16 protein-coding genes are annotated in these 15,933 nt (G+C 65.5%); 6 read left to right on the top strand and 10 right to left on the bottom strand.

What is annotated here, in order from left to right:
• Positions 1-53 precede the first annotated feature (53 nt).
• Complete coding sequence (locus tag AC5Y30_RS20980; RefSeq protein WP_139813798.1) at positions 54-461, bottom strand: hypothetical protein; 408 nt, start codon at positions 459-461, stop codon at positions 54-56.
• Between the two features lie 251 nt (positions 462-712).
• Between AC5Y30_RS20980 and AC5Y30_RS20975 the strand changes: the two genes are divergently transcribed.
• Both AC5Y30_RS20975 and AC5Y30_RS20970 read left to right on the top strand, forming a co-directional pair.
• Complete coding sequence (locus tag AC5Y30_RS20975) at positions 713-1,633, top strand: DUF4333 domain-containing protein (RefSeq protein WP_232232242.1); 921 nt, start codon at positions 713-715, stop codon at positions 1,631-1,633.
• A gap of 48 nt (positions 1,634-1,681) precedes the next feature.
• On the top strand, positions 1,682-2,272 hold the full coding sequence (locus AC5Y30_RS20970) for a hypothetical protein (protein ID WP_036473529.1): 591 nt from the start codon (positions 1,682-1,684) through the stop codon (positions 2,270-2,272).
• A 306-nt stretch (positions 2,273-2,578) separates the two neighbouring features.
• Here the strand turns inward: AC5Y30_RS20970 and AC5Y30_RS20965 are convergent, their stop codons facing one another.
• From AC5Y30_RS20965 to AC5Y30_RS20955, 3 genes are read right to left on the bottom strand one after another with little or no spacing between them, the layout of a single operon-like run.
• Entirely contained in the window at positions 2,579-4,435 is a 1,857-nt protein-coding gene (locus tag AC5Y30_RS20965) for a hypothetical protein (RefSeq protein WP_036473531.1), read from the bottom strand.
• 2 nt (positions 4,436-4,437) lie between these two features.
• Positions 4,438-5,070 (bottom strand): RES family NAD+ phosphorylase, encoded by a 633-nt coding sequence (locus AC5Y30_RS20960; RefSeq protein WP_036473533.1) that lies wholly within the window; start codon positions 5,068-5,070, stop codon positions 4,438-4,440.
• Positions 5,067-5,654 carry a helix-turn-helix domain-containing protein gene (locus tag AC5Y30_RS20955; protein ID WP_036473535.1) on the bottom strand — a complete coding sequence of 196 codons (588 nt, stop codon included), beginning with the start codon at positions 5,652-5,654 and terminating at the stop codon, positions 5,067-5,069. The genes AC5Y30_RS20960 and AC5Y30_RS20955 overlap by 4 nt, the downstream gene beginning before the upstream one ends.
• A 153-nt stretch (positions 5,655-5,807) precedes the next feature.
• On the opposite strand from AC5Y30_RS20955, the gene AC5Y30_RS20950 reads away from it, so the two are divergent.
• Positions 5,808-7,229: a neutral zinc metallopeptidase gene (locus AC5Y30_RS20950; RefSeq protein ID WP_051641723.1), complete on the top strand. Its 1,422-nt coding sequence runs from the start codon at positions 5,808-5,810 to the stop codon at positions 7,227-7,229.
• A 316-nt stretch (positions 7,230-7,545) separates the two neighbouring features.
• Here the strand turns inward: AC5Y30_RS20950 and AC5Y30_RS20945 are convergent, their stop codons facing one another.
• Entirely contained in the window at positions 7,546-7,812 is a 267-nt protein-coding gene (locus AC5Y30_RS20945) for a hypothetical protein (protein WP_036473540.1), read from the bottom strand.
• On the opposite strand from AC5Y30_RS20945, the gene AC5Y30_RS20940 reads away from it, so the two are divergent.
• Both AC5Y30_RS20940 and AC5Y30_RS20935 read left to right on the top strand, forming a co-directional pair.
• Entirely contained in the window at positions 7,811-8,389 is a 579-nt protein-coding gene (locus AC5Y30_RS20940) for a sensor domain-containing protein (protein WP_255359027.1), read from the top strand. The two genes, AC5Y30_RS20945 and AC5Y30_RS20940, sit on opposite strands and share 2 nt — an antisense overlap.
• Positions 8,390-8,538: 149 nt before the next feature.
• Positions 8,539-9,762, top strand: a complete 1,224-nt coding sequence (locus tag AC5Y30_RS20935; protein WP_051641686.1) for a hypothetical protein — start codon at positions 8,539-8,541, stop codon at positions 9,760-9,762.
• A 124-nt stretch (positions 9,763-9,886) separates the two neighbouring features.
• On the opposite strand, the gene AC5Y30_RS20930 is transcribed toward AC5Y30_RS20935, so the two are convergent.
• On the bottom strand, positions 9,887-10,279 hold the full coding sequence (locus AC5Y30_RS20930; RefSeq protein ID WP_036473545.1) for a hypothetical protein: 393 nt from the start codon (positions 10,277-10,279) through the stop codon (positions 9,887-9,889).
• Positions 10,280-10,281: 2 nt separating this feature from the next.
• The gene (locus AC5Y30_RS20925) at positions 10,282-10,860 is read right to left on the bottom strand and encodes a DUF4333 domain-containing protein (protein ID WP_231122300.1); all 579 of its coding nucleotides are present in this window, start codon (positions 10,858-10,860) and stop codon (positions 10,282-10,284) included.
• A gap of 376 nt (positions 10,861-11,236) precedes the next feature.
• On the opposite strand from AC5Y30_RS20925, the gene AC5Y30_RS20920 reads away from it, so the two are divergent.
• Positions 11,237-12,325 carry an FHA domain-containing protein gene (locus tag AC5Y30_RS20920; RefSeq protein WP_051641688.1) on the top strand — a complete coding sequence of 363 codons (1,089 nt, stop codon included), beginning with the start codon at positions 11,237-11,239 and terminating at the stop codon, positions 12,323-12,325.
• A 57-nt stretch (positions 12,326-12,382) separates the two neighbouring features.
• On the opposite strand, the gene AC5Y30_RS20915 is transcribed toward AC5Y30_RS20920, so the two are convergent.
• The 3 genes from AC5Y30_RS20915 to AC5Y30_RS20905 all read right to left on the bottom strand — a co-directional run bounded on the left by AC5Y30_RS20915 (position 12,383) and on the right by AC5Y30_RS20905 (position 15,927).
• Positions 12,383-12,994, bottom strand: a complete 612-nt coding sequence (locus AC5Y30_RS20915; RefSeq protein WP_231122301.1) for a hypothetical protein — start codon at positions 12,992-12,994, stop codon at positions 12,383-12,385.
• Between the two features lie 3 nt (positions 12,995-12,997).
• Positions 12,998-13,792 carry an SseB family protein gene (locus AC5Y30_RS20910; RefSeq protein WP_232232243.1) on the bottom strand — a complete coding sequence of 265 codons (795 nt, stop codon included), beginning with the start codon at positions 13,790-13,792 and terminating at the stop codon, positions 12,998-13,000.
• Between the two features lie 104 nt (positions 13,793-13,896).
• Entirely contained in the window at positions 13,897-15,927 is a 2,031-nt protein-coding gene (locus AC5Y30_RS20905; RefSeq protein WP_036473551.1) for a serine/threonine-protein kinase, read from the bottom strand.
• Between the last annotated feature and the right edge of the window lie 6 nt (positions 15,928-15,933).

The following is a 15,933-nucleotide window of genomic DNA, read 5'->3' as shown; positions in this document are numbered from 1 at the left end:
GCCCCGATCGGCAAAAGCCGAAAGTCCGCCCTGACCTTACCCGAGCGGATAGGTCAATCCATCCGGCGCTCACGAAGCCGGAAGATGAGTCTTTGCCGCCAGTTCGCGCCCGGCCCAGATTTCAGGAGCTGGAATTGAGAGCCTGAAAGCCCGCTCGGGTTGCCGCGCGGATCGGCCCCCGTGATCAAGACCGGGCCACGCAGCAAGGGCAGGGTGAATGCCGACATCGTCGCAGCGGCAAAGAGATTGAGTGTCGCCATGCGATTAACCGGCGCATTTCGGCCGGTATGGCCGAACCAAAACACCGCGCCGCCACGAGCGGTGAGCGTTTCGACTTGCTTGCCGATGCAATCGGTTACGACGTGATCGCTGATCGCGACCAGGTGCATCCGTTCCTCAGCAGTGACGACGATGCCCAGCTGGGCCCGCGTCCAAAGTAGCGCTTGCTCGTAGGGATCCATGGAGTCGCCCTTGCTCAGCGGAATCGTCCCCACATACCCGTATTTGAGCACACCAGGGGCGGCCATTGGGCGGGGTGGCCACCAGCCTCGGCCCGACGCGGGTCGCGAGCGCGGTCGCCGCATGCGGCGACGACCGGTGAGAGGACGGCAGCTGCGGATCCCGGCACCTCCCGCTTCTACTCGACCTTGCCCGGCAAGGAGCTGCGCGACGCACCTTTGCGTAACATCATGAGCCAGGCGAGGGAGTGATGATGAACAGTCCGGAGGACGGGGAGACCACCAGCGCCTCGGGGTCATTGGCGCGAGAAGGCGGCGAAGAATCCCGCCTGGTCGCACCGCATGATGATCCGGAGCGCACGGTGGTCGTGCCCCGCGGGCACTCGCACGACGACGAAGAATGCACCGTCGTGGTGCCCAACCCTCAGCAGTTGGTTGACGACCCTGAGCGCACAATGGTGGCGCCCCCGTCGCTCGAGCCGCGACGCAGTGAAGACGCCGACGTCGCAGATGACAGCCGACGAGGTAGGCCTGTCCAGGCCGCTTCCGACGGACAGTACGGACAACTCGGGAACTGGCAGCCGACCCCGAACCAGGAAGCCAGTCCGCCATCTGGGCCTCCGCCAACGGCGGCGCCGCCGCAGCATCCGAGGCCTGCCCCTACACCGGGCTATCCGCCTGCTGCGCCCCAGAACGCATCAGCACCGGCGGTTCCCCAGCCGGGTTTCGTTCCCCAACCACTGCACTATGGGCCGGCCAGCCAGTACAGCTTCCCGCCGCCCGGGCCTTACGCCGCCGCGCCCTACGGCCCGGTTGCACCCGCACGCCCCAGGCGCCCTCAGCGGTCTAAGGCCCTGTTGTGGGGTGGCCTGGGACTGGCTGGCGCGCTCCTGGCGACGGGTGTGGCTATCGGTTTGTCCAAGCCCAGCTTCCTAACCACCAAGAAACTCGACATCGGGGCTGCCGAAGCGGAGGTCCAAGGCGTACTGACCGACGAGGTCACCGGCTACGGCGACAAGAACGTTTCCGACGTCAAATGCAATGACGGCGCGAATGTTCCTGTGAGGCAGGGCGCCAGTTTCACCTGCCGGGTTAGCGTCGACGGCACCCCTCGGCAGGTCACCGTGACGTTCTTGGACAACAACGGCAACTACGAAGTGGGCCGACCCGACTAACCGGTCGGCTCCCCGGGGCCGACCGTATGTGTCTGTAGTCTGCGCGGCATGGCCGATAAGACTGCGGTCGCGCACCACGAGGCGGCCCACACCGTCGCTGCGCTGATGACTGCGAACAACGGGCTACTTGATGACCGGATGGCCGTCACCATGGGCACGATCGACGGAGGTCCGTCCGGGGGCAACAGCAAGGTACTGATATCAAGCGATCACCCGGTGCAGGCCGCGTTCATCTATTACGCGGGCCCGTGGGCAGAGGCCCGCTTGCAGTGGGGTAAGCCAGCGCACGCAGTGGACGACACGGACGAAGACGGTAAGTCATTTCGCCAGACCGTCGCTGAGAAATTCGACTTCGGGGCTGACAGTGACGGCGCCTGCTATGCGGGTCTAATCCAGGTCGTCCCAAGCATTCCCGACAACGAGCCGTACTGGTCGGGCCAACTAGAACAAGCCTGGCCAGTCGTCGAAAAGATGGCCGGTGCGCTGCTTGACCGGCTCAACGGCGCAGAGCCGCGGCCCTACCTGCCCCAGTTGGGCGGCAACCGCACGATGCGAAACGTCTCCATGAGCTACGGCGAGGTTGTGGACTTGGTTAAGCCGCTGCTGGAAACGTGCGCGATGTGGCGCTACCTCTCGTAGCCGAGCGCCGCGACGATCAGCGGTACCGACAGCAGCAATGAGAGCCGTCGCTATCCGGCACGAATCTGACTGCGGGACACCAGGAATCTTCCGCGCCTCTGAAATGCGCGGCAGCGCGTCGCTGGGCGATATCCGTTGCAGGGTGCCTGCCAACCGGAGAAGGAGTCGATCCTTTGGGCCCGGATCGCTGGGCTCTGTTTGTCAGTCCGTGGGCAACCGTGGAATGACCCGTCGATCCTTTGGGCCCGGATCGCTGGGCGAAGTCCTCGTGAGTCATTGTAGCCAGTGGCACGCTAGGCCGGCGGGTCAAGGCTGCACCGGTGGTTGCGCCGCTCGAGCGAGCATCAGCGCCGTCGCTGAAAGATCGGGGTCATAGGTGCGACCGCACCCGGCGCAAATGATCTTGCGGCGCCGCCGTCGGCTCTCTACCCGGTTCTCATATCCACAGCCGGCGTGGATTCGGCTCAACCCCGCAGCGGGCACCACTATCACCGGGACGCCGTCGCGGGTCGCTGCGGCGACCATGCTCGACCGCAGAGCGCCAGGCGCTGCATGATCGCGGCGGCGATCGATTTGGCGCTGTAGGTCGGCAGGAATCCTAGTGTGCTCCATGGTGTTTCGTATCACGGCGGAGATATTGGTGTCATCGACGACTAGGCGCCCGCACTGGCTGACCAGCGCGCTTGCAACCCGCCGCCACAAGTCCGTGCGGTGGCCGAGGGCTCGTGCACGGCCGTGCGCTTGCTGTTGCCATAACAGTTTGTCGGCCCGCCGCCACGCTTCAAGCGGTTGGGCGATCTCGAGGTCGGAGCCGCGCCAGGCGAGCGCGAGGGCGGCGAATCGAGCGGGGGAGCGCCACCGCGCAGCATCGGCGGCGGTGATCTGTTCGTCGGGCCGGATCGGATGCGGCCGCGGCCCCTGGTCGGCAAGCCACGTGCTCAGCCGGTCCCGGATGTCGTTCAATGCCGCATCACGAGCCGAGGCGATCTCGGCGTAGCGCTCTAGCCGGGTCCCGACGGAGCCGGGCGCGATGATGCGGCCCGAGATTCCCTCGACGATGGGCACGATCACGTCGGCCAGTTCGGATGGGATCGCCACTGGTCGGTCTGAGCGCCAATGCGCGACCACGACACCCTCATCGATGGCATGCCAGCCCAAATGTATGGCCAGGGTGGGGAGATCGCCGCGGCGGGGGACAGTCGGATGGGGGAGCCGCGCGGTGATCGAAAGCCGCGCCCGCAGATCGGCGCCGAGTCGGGTGACGGTGAGTTTGGCGCGGGTGATATCGGCGTCTTGGGGCAGCCAGCGGTGGGCTTGGACCGGCAAGTCAATCCACTGTGGTTGGCCCCCAAGGGATCCGCATCGCATCCGCACCGTAATGCGTCCTGCGTGGCGCTGCTCGGCGCGGGTCATGGATGCCCACTGGTCGGGGTCAACCCACGGCAGGTGCAGGACGTTATGGTAGCGCCCGGCGGGATCGGCGAGCAGCATCGGAGTCCGTGGCGGCGCGCCGGCGGTTCGCTGCAGTTGGACCGCGAGGGTGCCGGTGCCGTCAAAGCGGTGGTGGCGCAGCGCAGCTGGGCGGCCTTGGGCGCGCTGTTGCTGGATTCGGCGCACCGCCGCCTTATGTTCGTCCATGACGCTGTTGAACGTCGCCCAGAACAGCGTCGGGTCGCCGTGTTGGCAGTAGGTGCGGTAGAGGGCTTTCTGCTCGGCCGCCAGTTGTGCGCCGCGGTCGCGGCGGCGCTGCGCGGCGTCTTGCCTCACGTCGGCGATCGCTTCCCGGCGGGCGTGGCGTGCGGCTTTGAGTGCGGTCCTGGCGTCGTGTAGTCGCTCGGTGATCGCGGTGTTCACGCGTTTGCCTCTGGCTGCGGAGCGGGCAGCCTTCAGTGCCTCGTTGGCCGCGATGGCCTCCGCTTCGGTCGCCGCGACGTGAGCTTCAGCGGCCGCTACCGTCGGATACGACGACCAGATCGCCTTGATGTCTTCGTCATAGGCCAGTTGCAAGGTGACCAGATCCTCGCGCAGGCTATGTGCGAGCCGCAGTTGCTGGCGGACCACCTCAGGAATTTGCCACCGGTAGTGGACGCCCATCGTGTGAACGGTGATAGCGCCCTCGGGTGTCACTGGCCCCGGCTGGACGGGCTCATCATCGGAGGCCATGGTCATAAGATCGTGTAGCCAATCTCGCCAGCTGCTGCTTGCGTGATCGACCAGACGAGCGGGTGCGCGAGCGGGCGTGAGAACGCCGGCATCATCGGGATAGAGTCGGCGGCCGCGGTCCACAGCACAATGTTGGGCCGCCCGGTCATCGTCGACGGGACGTAGAGCCCGTCCAGGTCAGGCCAAGTCGTGTAGATAGCACGGGCCCAGCGCCGGCATACCGAGCGTGGCGCGGCCAGTAGTGCGGTCGAGGCGCTGTTGCGCAGCAGCCAAGTTGTGGACAAGTCGAGCAGGTGCAGTGGCCGCTGGGGGTGCCAGGCGGTCAGGGTCGGAGTGCCTGCGCGGGTGTCGATCACGCGCGTTGTTTGGTAGACCTCGGCCAGGCTGGTTGCGAGATCGGCTGCGGCATACAGCACACCTTCGCTGCGTGCGCCAGGTGAAGGGCCCGGGTGGGGGTCCCACCGCATCGATGGCAGCGGCCCGTAGGTGCGCAGTTGGTTCCAAGGCAGCACGTGCTCGCCGGCGGTGCGGTGGACCCGCCATAGCGTGCCGGTGTAGTCGATGCTGTCTTGCGGTTCTTGGACGAGCTGCGCGGGAGGTGTTCGAGGCGCTTTCGGTTTGGGCTGGGGGCTCACCAGCGTCCGAGATCCTCGAGGAAGCCGGCGACCAACTCGGCGTCACCGCCGGCGGCCAGATGCTCGATCGGCGTGCGGTTGTCAAAGTCGGGCTGCGCGGTGTGCATGAACGCATCCAGGACCGCGGGGGTAGCGTCGCGTGGTATCGCAGGCACGATTACGTCCAAGCCCGGAAGCAGCTCCTTCCCGAGGAACTGCCAGCGGGGGATGCGTCGGCTTCCCTGAAGATCGAAGGCCCATAGCGCTTTTCCGGTGATCCGCCGTGACACGCGCGACCGATCGACACCCAAGATCGCGGCGGCTTCTTTGATGCTGACCGATCCAGAAAGCGCGCCGGTGAGTTGCCGCAACGCAACACGGGCGCGGGCCTGGCGCTCATCGTCGGCCGACCATGTCTCGATGACTGCCTCGGCGCTGGGTTCGGCGTGGGTGCGAAGAAAGTCCACCTCCGTCTTCGACAGCGTGGTTGCTCCCGGGATCGCCGCAAACGCGGAATCTAGCTCGTTGAGAACCTCCTCCACCGAGAGGTCAATCCGGTGCTTGGCCAATAGGGCACCCAACGCGGGCGCCGCCGAACCGTTCATACGCACATACTAGCACGCATGTGCTGTTCTGTGCGGCCCGCGCATGGGCCACACAGAACGGGGCGCGCGCGGATCTTGCGACGATAAGGTTGCCTCGTGACTAGCCGACTGCGCGGTGCGGTCGCTGCGGCGACGGCGGTCAGCGTCGTCGCGATGATCGCCGTCGCCGCCGCGGGGTGCACCACCATCATCAAAGGACACGGTGCCTCGATGCTCTACGACCCTTTCCACGTCGGGGGCCTGCTGGCGGTCGACGGCCCAAGCGGACCTCGCAGCGACGCACCCCAACCCACCGGCACAGTGGAAAACACCGACCATGGTGAGGACGACACTTTGGTGCTGTTGTCGGTCAACGACATTCAAAGTTTCTGGCGCTCCAACTACAGCAAATTTTTCAAAGGCGAATTCAAGCCCGTCGACGAACTCGTCTCCTACGACTCCGAGGATCCGGCCAGCCCTGCCGTATGCCATCACCGAACCTACAAACTGATCAACGCGTTGTTCTCGCCGCGCTGCAACCTGATCGCCTGGGACCGCGGGGTGCTTATCCCCACCGGCAAAACATATTTCGGATCGATGCCGGTCACAGGCATCTTCGCTCACGAGTATGGTCACGCCATTCAGGACATGGCCAACATCGCCCCCCGCGGCACCTCGACGATCGTGCTAGAACAGCAGGCGGACTGCTTTGGCGGTGTCTACATGCGCTGGGTTGCCGAAGGCAAGTCGACGCGCTTCACCCTCAGTACCGGTGACGGGCTCGACCATGTACTGGCCGGCCTGATCACCCTGCGTGACCCGATCCTTACCCCCGACGATCGGGAGCTGATCGAAGAAGGCCACGGCACCGCGCTCGACCGTGTCAGTGCTTTCCAGATGGGTTTTGTCTCAGGCGCCTCGGCGTGTGCCGCGATCGACGACAACGAGGTCAAGCAGCGTCGCGGGGATTTGCCGATCGCGTTGACCTACGACCAATCCGGTCGCTTAGAGACCGGGGAAGTGCCGATCACCGAGCAAACCCTGTCGTCGCTGATGGACACCCTTGGGGCGATCTTCGCCCTGAAAAGCCCCCCGCAGCTGTCCTATACCGCCGCCGGCTGCGCTGACGCCCAAGCCAGCCCGCCCGCCTCATACTGCCCGGCCACCAACACCATCGCTGTCGATCTCGCCCAGCTCCAAAAGATGGGTGCGCCCGGTAATGAGCAGTCCGGTCATGTGCTGATCCAGGGTGATGACACCGCGATGTCGGTGGTGATGTCGCGGTATGTCCTTGCGGTGCAACACGAACGCGGCCTCAAGCTCGATTCACCGGTGAGCGCATTGCGGACCGCCTGCCTTACCGGCCTGGCGCACCGCAAAATGGCTGGCACGGTGTCGGTGCCGTCGGGCAATGCGCTGACCCTGACTGCCGGGGACCTCGACAAAGCTGTTGCCGGGCTGTTGACCAACCACCTGGTGGCCAGCGACGTCAACGGGCAGACCGTGCCGGCGGGGTTTACCCGGATCACCGCATTTCGCTCCGGGGTCGTCAACAGCAACGACGACCTGTGCTACCAACGTTTCACCGACGCCTGAACAGAGCCGCACGCAGGTGCTGGATCAATGCGGGCCCGGTGAGCGAGCAGCGACACGGTGCGACGACAGCCGCTCGCCGACGAGGCATTGGATCCGCAATCCCACTGAGGATTTCACCGTATTGAGGCAGGGTTAGAGCAATGAGCACCGATTGGGGGCCCGGGCAGGGCGATGAGCCGACGATGAACCTCCCGCAGCGCCCACCAGCGCCGCCACCGACGCCGGGGGGAGGATCCTTCCCGCAACCCGGCCCGGCCTGGCAGCCGCCTCAAGCCCCACCACACTGGCAGGGGCCACCGAGTGGGCCGCCGTATCCCTACCCAGTGGGCGGTCCGGGCATGCCGCCCATCGGATACCCGCCGCCGCGGCGGCGCCGGCGTTGGCCCTGGTGGGTTGCCGGTGCGATCACCGCCGTGATCACGGTAGTGGTGATCACGCTGGTGGTGGTGGGCGGCAACGATTCGACGACGACGTCGAACTCGGCGGCGCCGTCATCGACGCGGGCACCTGCCTCGAGCTCGAGTAGGCCGGCGCCGCCGACACCGTCACCGAGCGCTTCGCCGGCGGCGCCGGCGCTAGACATCGCAGCGCTGCCGAGCCTGCTGGCATCTGCCGACCAGGTCGGCAATGTACTCCACGACGTGCAGATGCGACCGCGTGAGGTGGCGACGTCGCTTGCCTCAGACGTGTCGATAGACCCGGCCAAGTGCGCCAGCGCCGTGGCCCCGGCGTTGGCAAGCACCTACACCGGGTCGGGGTATACCGGCGTCGCGGTCCAAGGACTGATGGAGGCCAGTCCGGGACGCCACAAGGTGATTCAGGCGGTGGCGGCGTTCTCCGATGAGGCTGCCGCGCAACAGTTTTACACCCAACAGCTCTCGGCGTGGCGAGGGTGCCGACTGACCGGCGTCACCGTTTCCTTCACCAACGGCCAACCCGATGACCACGCCACGATCACGATCATCAGCGAGACCGACGGCATCGCCAGCACGGTGTTGCTGCCCGCCGGGGCGAGCGAACACCAAGGCAGTGAGTGCGAGCGCGCGATGGGTGTGCGGCGCAACGTCGTGGTGGATGTGCGCGCGTGCGGGCAAAACACCATCACCACGGGCGCATCACTTGCTCGCGTGATCAATGACAACATCACCCGCCACTCATAACCGGCCAGAACTGCGCCCCTGCGGCGGCGGGAGTTTCACGGGGAAGTCAGCGCATGCTACGAAACCCTCTGCAGCACAGCGGCAGTGGGAATGATGACACGGGTGATGGCTCGGGGTGCAGACCCGCAGGGCACGATGAAGGTCTGGGGATGAGTGCACGGGAGTTTCGCGACGATGATGCGGGCTATCAAGCCTGGCTGACTGACCACCCGGATGGCTTCGTGATCAACATTGCGCGCAGCCACACTGCCACCGGCGCCCGTGTGCACCGTGCCAGGTGCCGAACGATCAACGGGACGAACCCACGCGCCGGCAGCTGGACCGGACCGTACGTGAAGGTCTGTGCGCAGCATTCGGCCGAACTCGAGCGGTGGGCGATCAAAGAGCTGGGGGAGCCGCTTGCGGTGTGCGCGATCTGCCACTCGGGCCCGCGAAACCTGGAATCCACCACGACAGGGCGGAGCCGGCGAACAGGCCCACGCCGTGAGTATGAGGGTCGCAGCGTGGTCCACGGGCCATTGCCGGGGCGTGCGGTCGTCGAGGCCTGGGCAGATGCCTACATCCAGTCTGGGGACCGGCGTGTCCGCCAGAAGAACCTAAGCAGCGAGATTCAGGCTCGCTGCAGGCAGCTCAAACCCTCGGATGGCCAGGTGCTGCACGCCACGTTTTTCGGAGCAAAGCCCGACGGTGCTGACGTGGAAAACCTGTTGCTCTACAACATTGGCTCGTTTGCGATCGCTGGGTGTAACGGGATTCGCTTCGAGCACGGTGCTGTCGTGCCAGCCCCTCCGGATGGTGGCGAGTATCCGTTCTGCTACCGCTATGCGCTGGCACCGCGGTCGGCCTCCTTCACCGACTGGCGGCAGGGCCGACTGCTGGCGTCGTTCGACTGGACGGACCTGGGCGCGTTCTCTGGCGAGAAGAAGCTGGAACAAGTGTGGCTAGCGCTCGCGCGCGGGCCGGTGAAGGTATTCGAGCCAGAATGCACGCCCCATACACCTTTTGGTGTCAGAGTCCGGGTCCGGCCGCCGCGCGGGGGTCGACCACCGGTGTGGGGTGCTGGTTTGGTAAAAGGCATTTTCGATGGCGTCATCTCGGTGTTCGCCACCCATGCAGACGCGACCGTGCTTGCTGAAGTTGTGGCGCGGCTTGCGACAATGCTGGCGGCCGATGCCGCCGAAATCGAGGCGCACCTGCTTGATCAACGACGCGGCGTGCTCGGCGCTGTGCCGCGGCTTGTCAAGCCTTTCGGTGCCGGGGGTGTCCAGTGGAGCCCTGGAGACGATTGGTGTGTGGCCGGTGAGCTGCTGGCCGTTGAACCCATCGGCTCGCGGTGGGAAATCAGCGGAGAACTCGTCGAGCTCTCCCGCTGACACCGCGCGGATGGCAGCCCGCCAGGATGGGCAATGGATCCCGGTGGGACGATCTGATCCCATCTGCAATCGCACGAAACTCGCGGCGCTTCGGGACGGAGAATTCCTGTCCTCCCGAGGAGGTTTAGAAGGCAAGGGCGTAGCAGAACAAGAGCAGCAGTAGCAGCGGGATCAGGGACACCAGGGTCAGCACGGCGACCACCTGGAGAAATGGGTGCGGGCGTACGGCCACGGCGCTCGCGGCCAGGCCAGTCGCGACGACGATCAACCCGGTCGAAGTGAGGACCCCGATTCGTGCGGAATGCACGATCGTCGCGGAATTGTCGGGGAAATAGCCCTCTTCGAGTTTGACCCCGAACACCGGGCTGCTCAACTCGTTGAACAACAGCAGGATCACCAGCGCCAGCACCACCATCGCCAGCAGCGCTAGGCACGCCCCTAACAGGTTGCGGTTAGGCGGCTTTGGCGCCTGGCCGCAGTGGATTCGTGCCGGCTGGCCCATGTCGTCCAAGCGCATGGTCAGATTTTTGTTCCCTTCGGGGCGCTGACCTCGTAGCCACCCGCGTCGTCGGTGAAGGTGACCGTGAACTGGTGTTTGATGTGGTCAATGGTGGCCTGGCAGGTGAAGGTGGCTCCCTTGAGAATGGTGGGGTTGTGGCCGTCGTTGCAGGTGACGTCGCTGACGTTCTTGGCGGCGTAACCGTTCGGATCGGACAAGACGTGCGTGACGCCGGCTGCGACAGCGCGGACGTCGAGTTGTTTGGTGACGAGAAAACCGGGTGCTACGAATCCCGCGAAGAGCACCGCCGCGGTGATCGCGGTGAGCGCGCCGCCCAGGTAGAGCGGAAGGTGTTTGCCGCGCAGGCCAACTCGGGGACTACGGGCCGTGAAGGCGGTTGGTGCCCAGGGGTTCGCGCCTGGTGGTAGGTGAGGATGCGGGTAGGGGAAGGGGCCGGCCTGGGGCGTCATCGGGAAGGCTTGTGGGCGGGGCAGTGGCTGGATAGGCGGTTCGTAGAAGCCCTGGGGAGCGACCGGCGGCATCCCCGGCGCGTACGGGTGGCGCGGTGGCGCCAGGGGCGGCTGCTGTGGGTGTTGCATCGGCGACCTTTCTCTGTGCGTGGCCGAGGGCCGCAATGGCATCGTGCCCGAACAGTAACCCAAGCAGTCCCCATAGCGCAATGGTTTAGAAACCACAGCACGCTTGTGGGGCCGTCCCGCTTGCGAGTCATGGGCCCGGTGAAGCAACCGCGTCAGCAGCTCACTCTAGGGTGTCTACCTGGATTAATGTGGTGAGTCGCCCATCGGTACGCACGACGCGAGAATCGCAGAACGCCGCAGGCCCTCGACAGCGGCGCTGTGCTTTCTAGCCCACCTTTACGGTTCGGATGAGGTAGCATTTAGCCGAGCGCTTTGTTTAACAGCAGAGCATCAGTGCCTCAACCGGGAAAGGGAGCGACGATTGATTGCCAGCCCAGTGACGACGCCCGCGCTAATTGTGCGGGTCGGTCGCGCGACGCACACTCTTCACGCCGCCGCGGGCGCGGTATTCATCGGCAGAGATCCTGAGGCGGCGGTCGACATCGATGATGAGCGGGTTTCACGGCGCCATGTTGTCCTCGAACCCCACCCCGATGGTTGGTACGCCGTCGATGTCAGCACCAACGGAATGTTCGTCGACGGAGAACGCCGCACCCCGGTACCCATTACCGCTACCACGACCCTGCACCTCGGGACCCCAGATGGGGTGGCCGTGACCCTTACCACCGACGTGACTCAGGATGAGTCGACCCAGGCACTGGGGTCAGCTCAGACCGAGCATCCGTCGCGAGCCGAGAAAATCGCCGCGGCGGGGCGTCTGCGGGCTGGCCAAGCGGTCCGTGCGCGTCGTGAGCAGTTGGGGATCTCCCAGCGGGGCCTGGACAACGACGGGATCTATAACCAGTCCGCTCTCATCAATTTCGAGCTGGGTCGCAGCTGGCCGCATCCCAGCACGCTGGCAAAACTGGAAAAGAAATTGGACTTGCCCGCCGGGTACATCGAGGCGCAGCGACGCGAGGGCGAGCTAGCAGCAGCGGCCGTCCCTGAGGCTGGTAGCGACGAGGCGACCGAGGTGTTGACCGACTCCATTCACGCGCCGACTATTTCGCGCACGGTCGAGCTCGCTCTGCAAGCCGTCAGCGTGACCATCGCGGACTTGCCTGAACCGAACGCCCCGGACTTCACCGCCAAAGCCACTGCGATCCTGGCTGATCTGCGCAGGCTCGAGGGCCTGGCGTTGACTGCTGCGCGCCAGCCCACTGGGGGCGCTGCGGCCATGAAGGCGTTGAGCCGTGTGCGGCGCACCTACAACGATGTGATGATGCGCGCCGCCGCCTCGCCGTCGGCGACGTTGGGGCAGCGGCTTTACGGGGCCCGCCACCGGGCGGAGCTGAGCCTGGAAGAGGCGGCCATAGGCTCCGGGCTGCCCGCCTCAGCCCTTGAAGACGCCGAAGCCGAACGTCCCGTAACGCCCGATGTCGCCGACGCAATCGAGCTCCTGATCGCCGACCTGTTAGACAAATAACCGATCACGATGTGAGCGAACGATGCTGTCGGGGCGCCGCGCGCGTCTTGGCTGTCGTCAGAAGACGTGACTGTGGGGAGCCGCGATCACGAAGCCATGGGTTTGTGGACCGCTGTTGTCGGCACCGATGGCCTTCGGCGCGTTGAGCCTGCACACCAGATCCGCCGATCGCGGCACCCCGCAGACCAGCGATTGGGTGTTCGAGAACGCCCAGAACACGATTTTGTGCCCCGCTGGCAGCAGGACCGGCGCCTGGCCCGTGGTGTCGCCGAAGAATCGTTCGGGCGGGGTGGGCAGAAACCGCGCCGGCCCGTTGGCCTGGGCGTAGACCGTGGGCAGTGTCACCACCCGGGTCCCCGCCGGCGCCCCGGGCAGATCACCCGCGCACGTCACGTCATGCATCACCTTGACCACGGTCTTTTTGCACAGCAGGCCACTAGGGGTGGTGAACAGCAGATCAGGTAGTGCCGTGAGGTCGCGGGTCTGTTTGGGCAGTGGCCCGCTGTCGTCGATCAGTGCATCAATGTCATCGGGCGCTGCGGTCGCATGCAGGGGCAGACCGACCAACGCCGGCCAGGCAAGCGCCAGCGCGATCAATATGAGCGATCGTTTCGCAGCAACATCCTTGAGCCGGGTTCTCGGCGCGTGAAAGATGTTGGCGTTCTTCATTTTTTATTGGGTGATTTCGGCCAGCGAGACCCACAGGTATGGGCCTGCCGGGTTGATGACGATCCCGCTGTGGCCTTGCGCGCGAGCCATGTTCACCACTTGTTCGACCGTGAGGGGCCCGGCCGCATCAGCGGGGCTCCAAGCTAGAACTTCTGGGCCGCTGGTGAAGCCGAAGATGCTGGAGCTGCCGTCGGGATGTGTGGTGTTGCGAACGGCGATGTGCCCGTTGCCTTGGGAATCGTCGGCGGCGATTGCCAACGGTCCGTTCTGGCGCACCACGTCGACGACGGTGTGCCTGTCGATCTTGCCGGCAGCGTGATCGGCCAGCGCCCGTTTGAGCGGCTCGTTATTCGGATTGCGCAAGGCGAAATCGATTTCGGCGGCCGACAATGCACAGGTGGGGCCGGCGGGGTCGATATAGAGCCAGTCGTTGCCTTGGCTTTGGGCCAGCTCCAGGGCCCCGGTAGCCGACTGCACCAATGACTGCGTGCGCGTACCCGGCGGGTGCAGGCGGGCGATCTCCTCATGACGGGTATAAGCGAACAGCGCCGACCCTTTGCCGTGGGGGCCTGTGCCGCCGCGGATTTGGAGGCGAGACCCGGCCGCGAACGGTGTTTGGCCGGTAAATGCATCGGATCCGGTGATGTCGAAAAGCACCTCACCGACCATGCACAAACGGAGTACCTCGAGCGCCCCGCGCTGGTTGGGTTGTGCGGCGAAGGCGGCGACGGCTTGTCGCAGCGCCACATTGTCGACCAGGGTGGCGCGGTTTCCGTTGTCCTCGGTTGGCATTGCCATACGGATTCCCCTGACTGCACAGATAGCGTGATTCAACGATGGCCTGGTTCTTAACGCGTCGTGCGCTGCAGCCTGAACGCGGCGCGCGGTGTCTCGTTGGCGGTTTAGTGGATTTGGTTGCCAAGTTTGGTGACCAGCGCGGTGTTGAGGTAGGTGGTGGCTGCTGGGCCGCCGGCGTTGAGGGCGGCGATGGTGGCGGGGTCATCGACGATGACGAGCGTGCCGCCGAAACTGCTGTATTTGGCGGGCAGGCCGCCGTATCCGCCGCCGCCGGCGCCCGGGTCGGTGCGCAGCAGCAGCATGACGTCGCTGCGTTGAGCGATGTAGTCGACGTCGTCGATGTTGAACGGGACGGTTGGTGGGCCGCCGGGGGCGCGTTTGTAGTGGGTGTTGTAGGGGAAGCCGATGCTTTCCAGGTAGCTGCTCGGCGGTGATGGGACCGCCGCCGCGGTGGTGTTGGTCCCGGTGTAGTTGACCGCGACGATGGATTTGCCGCCGAAACTTCGATGCTCGGAGCGGATCTGGTTCTGCTCGGACTGCGCCTTGTCGACCAAGGTTTTGGCGGTGTCGGTGCGGCCCAGCGCGGTGGCGATCCAGTTCAGTTGGGCCTGCCAGTTCCAGTCTTGGGTGTTGTCGGCGGGTTGGGTCAGCGTGGGGGCGATCGCGGCCAGCGAGTTGTAGGTGGTCTGGTCGATGTTGTCGGTGTCGATGATGAGGTCGGGTTTGGCAGCGGTGATGGCGGCGGTGTCGGCGGCGGCGAAGACCGGTGGGGTGGAATGGATGAGCGGCTGCAGCCAGCTCGGTGTGGTCGCGCCGGGCGCGTTCATCACCACTACAGGGGCGCCGAGTGAGAGCACGGCATCGGGGTCGCCAGCTCCGAGCGCGGCGATGGCCATCGGGCGGTGCTCGAGTTTGAGGGTGCCGAATTTGGTGTTCAGGGTCTGCGGTTGGTATGGGCCCAATCCGGTCCTGGTGGTGCCGAACAGGTGAATGCCCACCACTGTCGCTGCGACCAACGCGGCAACCACGATGGTTGCTCCCACGATCAGCCGGGTGCGGTTGCGGCGCTTGGGTTTAGGACCGGACTCGGTTGGGCGACCGGTCGGGGTTGAGGGGGGCGGTGCGCCCGTGAACGGCTGCGGCGCCGCTCCATTCGCGGATGCTGCGCGGGGATCATAGGCCGGCCACACCGGTGCGGAGCCCGCCGGTAGGGAAGGTCCGGTGGGTGGGTAGGTCAGGGTGGGATTGGTCGGCTGGGATGGACGAGGTCCGGTGATGGTTGGCGGTGCCGGATTGTTAGTCAGCGCCGCAGTAGTCGCCGCAGCCAGTTCGCCAGCGGTCTGGAAACGATCAGCTGGATTTTTGGCCAGCGCGCGAGCCATCACCTCGTCGATCTGCGGTGGCAGGGTGGGGTTGATGTCGCTGGGGTGCGGGACAGGCCGCATCAGGTGTCCGACCAATATGGCCTCAAGGGACTTGTTGGAGGGGTCCTCATACGGGGTGCGGCTGGTAAGCAGCCGAAACAGGGCACACCCCAGCGAGTAGATGTCGGTGCGGTGATCGGCGGGTCGGCCTTCGATGGTCTCCGGCGCGGCGTAGGCCGCGGTGCCGACCATCGAGCCCGTCGCGGTCAGGGCGGTGGCATCGTCGAGAGCGCGTGCAATGCCGAAGTCCGCCAATAACACTCGTTCACGCTCACTGCCGGGCGCTGCGACGAGGAAGTTGCCGGGTTTGATATCGCGGTGTAAGACGTGCTGCGAGTGGGCGTAGTCGAGTGCGGCGGCGACGTCGGTGATGATGCGCACGATACGGGCCGGGGTGAGGTTGGCGCGGTCCAAATCGTTGGCGGCGGTTCCTTTGACGTATTCCATGGCGATCCACAGGTGCCCGTCGGTTTCGCCTCGGTTGTAGACCCGCACGATGTTCGGGTGGTCCAGGCTCGCGGCCAGGTTGGCTTCGCGGATGAAGCGCTCCCTGAATTGGCGGTCTCCGCACAGTTCGCCGGACAGGATTTTCAGCGCCTCGCTGCGGGGCAGCGTCGGGTGGCGGGCCAGATACACTGTGCCCATCCCGCCCTGGCCCAGCACGCCTTCGATGCGGTAGCCGGCGATGATAGTTCCTACATCAAGGGGCATTCAGCG

The sequence above is a fragment of the Mycobacterium sp. NGS27 genome (genome assembly GCF_059813005.1).
This window is presented reverse-complemented; position numbering and strand designations above follow the sequence as displayed.

Excerpts from the sequence above, each read along its gene's own strand:
- AC5Y30_RS20980 (WP_139813798.1), bottom strand. The coding sequence starts at position 461 with ATGGATCCCTACGAGCAAGCGCTACTTTGGACGCGGGCCCAGCTGGGC.
- AC5Y30_RS20975 (WP_232232242.1), top strand. The coding sequence starts at position 713 with ATGAACAGTCCGGAGGACGGGGAGACCACCAGCGCCTCGGGGTCATTG.
- AC5Y30_RS20970 (WP_036473529.1), top strand. The coding sequence starts at position 1,682 with ATGGCCGATAAGACTGCGGTCGCGCACCACGAGGCGGCCCACACCGTC.
- AC5Y30_RS20965 (WP_036473531.1), bottom strand. The coding sequence starts at position 4,435 with ATGGCCTCCGATGATGAGCCCGTCCAGCCGGGGCCAGTGACACCCGAG.
- AC5Y30_RS20955 (WP_036473535.1), bottom strand. The coding sequence starts at position 5,654 with ATGAACGGTTCGGCGGCGCCCGCGTTGGGTGCCCTATTGGCCAAGCAC.
- AC5Y30_RS20950 (WP_051641723.1), top strand. The coding sequence starts at position 5,808 with ATGATCGCCGTCGCCGCCGCGGGGTGCACCACCATCATCAAAGGACAC.
- AC5Y30_RS20945 (WP_036473540.1), bottom strand. The coding sequence starts at position 7,812 with ATGTCTAGCGCCGGCGCCGCCGGCGAAGCGCTCGGTGACGGTGTCGGC.
- AC5Y30_RS20935 (WP_051641686.1), top strand. The coding sequence starts at position 8,539 with ATGAGTGCACGGGAGTTTCGCGACGATGATGCGGGCTATCAAGCCTGG.
- AC5Y30_RS20930 (WP_036473545.1), bottom strand. The coding sequence starts at position 10,279 with ATGCGCTTGGACGACATGGGCCAGCCGGCACGAATCCACTGCGGCCAG.
- AC5Y30_RS20925 (WP_231122300.1), bottom strand. The coding sequence starts at position 10,860 with ATGCAACACCCACAGCAGCCGCCCCTGGCGCCACCGCGCCACCCGTAC.
- AC5Y30_RS20915 (WP_231122301.1), bottom strand. The coding sequence starts at position 12,994 with ATGAAGAACGCCAACATCTTTCACGCGCCGAGAACCCGGCTCAAGGAT.
- AC5Y30_RS20910 (WP_232232243.1), bottom strand. The coding sequence starts at position 13,792 with ATGGCAATGCCAACCGAGGACAACGGAAACCGCGCCACCCTGGTCGAC.
- AC5Y30_RS20905 (WP_036473551.1), bottom strand. The coding sequence starts at position 15,927 with ATGCCCCTTGATGTAGGAACTATCATCGCCGGCTACCGCATCGAAGGC.